This window comes from Mesorhizobium sp. M7A.F.Ca.US.002.01.1.1 (assembly GCF_004022955.1).
Classification (GTDB): Bacteria; Pseudomonadota; Alphaproteobacteria; order Rhizobiales; family Rhizobiaceae; genus Mesorhizobium; species Mesorhizobium ciceri.
Genome location: NZ_RZQE01000797.1, coordinates 1 through 1,691 on the forward strand (window position 1 = coordinate 1; position 1,691 = coordinate 1,691).

At 59.2% G+C, this 1,691-nt stretch carries 1 protein-coding gene; it reads left to right on the forward strand.

What is annotated here, in order from left to right; all coding sequences use genetic code 11:
* Positions 1 to 450, forward strand: a 450-nt coding sequence (locus EN932_RS35535; RefSeq protein ID WP_128369494.1) for a PDZ domain-containing protein, incomplete at its 5' end; no start/stop codon positions are given.
* Positions 451 to 1,691 lie beyond the last annotated feature (1,241 nt).

Sequence of the window (1,691 nt, forward strand, 5' to 3'; positions counted from 1 at the left end):
GTCCATGACCTGACGCTGGCGGCAGCAAGCCAGAAGCCGGGATCGAAAGTGACCGTAACAACGAACCGGAGCGGCACAAACCAGGAATTGTCGCTGACTGTCGATCGACGCAGGGACCAGGAGGAACAGACCGGTGCCATTCCAAGCCTGGGGACTGAGGACCAGCGCCTTGGTATGTCGCTGAGCGCCATTCCGGACGAAGCGCGCCAGCAACTCGGCCTGCAGGCCGACACCACGGGCGTGTTCGTCCAGGATGTCGCTCCCAACAGTCTTGCGGCCGAAAGCGGCATCCGGCCCGGCGACGTCATCGTGTCGGCCAACAACCGAAACATGACCCAGCCGTCTGACGTCCGCGAGGAATGGGCGAAATCCCGTCAGCAGAAAAAGCCAGTGCTGTTCCGTATCGACCGGCAGGGACAATCGCTTTTCGTTGCTGTGGCAAACTCCTGACTGACAGGCCAGACGGCGTCGCGATCTGCTGCTGGGCTGGCCCCCTACCGGAGCGCACCAGAGTTGTGAAGCCGATGAGCGGTATGTTTGAAGTGGCGGTCCGGCTCAACATGCGGCTGCGGGAACTGCTCTGCGGCTTTGCGCGCACGGTCGGCGACTCCGGTCGGCGAGGCGAAAGTCCTTACGTTTCGGCGCATCCGGCGACCACACAGGTGGACAACAAAAGCCTGCGATCCGCTCCTGAGCGCGTGTGCTTTTATCGATGCAAGGAACTTCGCGCACAGGTTTAGACTAGCGATCTCTGGCGTGTGAACGCAAGAGAAGTCGGCGATCTCCGAAATCGGCTGTGTGATCAATGCTGTAGCGTTGTCCAGTGGCCAGCTGAGCCGCACGAGGCCTGTGATGCCTGCTATTCGGCGTACGATGGTCGGAAGTCTGGAGCCCACGCGCAAGACCCATGACTGAACTGAAACGGGCACAAAGGTCGGCTTCACCGAGAAAGTGTCTGCAACGCTGCCGTGGATGACAAGACCGAATGCACATGGCCAGCATGTCAACTTACCCTGAAGATTTGATTTATAGCTGCGATTTGCGAACACTCGGCCCCAAGCCATCTGATCCTCGATGGCGTAGCCGAATTAACCTTTGTAATTGCGGTGGCGCTGCACCGCGGCTATCCACGCGCCGCCGCCGGGCTCGGCGAAATGTCCCGAGAGCTTCTGAAGTTGAGCACGTGAAGGAATGGGGGTGATGCCGATTCTCATCATTATCGACCTTTCGAGTATTGCCTGCAGACCAACAGGATGGATTTGGCCATGAAAGGAAGCCGACCGGGTATTTCGTTGTTGGATTTCGACATACTCTCCCGGGCTCTTACGTCAGCCATCAGGGAGAGCCCGGAATCCGATTCGACGGTCCAGGCCCGCGAGCTTGTGTGCCTATACACCGGCAAAAAGTCAGCCGACCAAAATTTGATCGCGGCCTTGCTTCATGCCAGTCGCGCCCAGCTGGACGTGGAATCATCCAAGGCCAATCGGCCCGGCAAGAATTGACTGAGTGCCTGCATCTGCTCGATGTGACCTCTCGCCGGGTTGTCTCCTCGACGGAGCTACGTCCGAGACGAAGCCCAAGGGCCCGACCGACTGAGACGCAGAGCATAATTCGCGCCGGCGACAGGACGAATATCCTGACCGCGACACGATAGCCAGCAGGTCACCGAATGGACTTTTGGACGTCAAGGC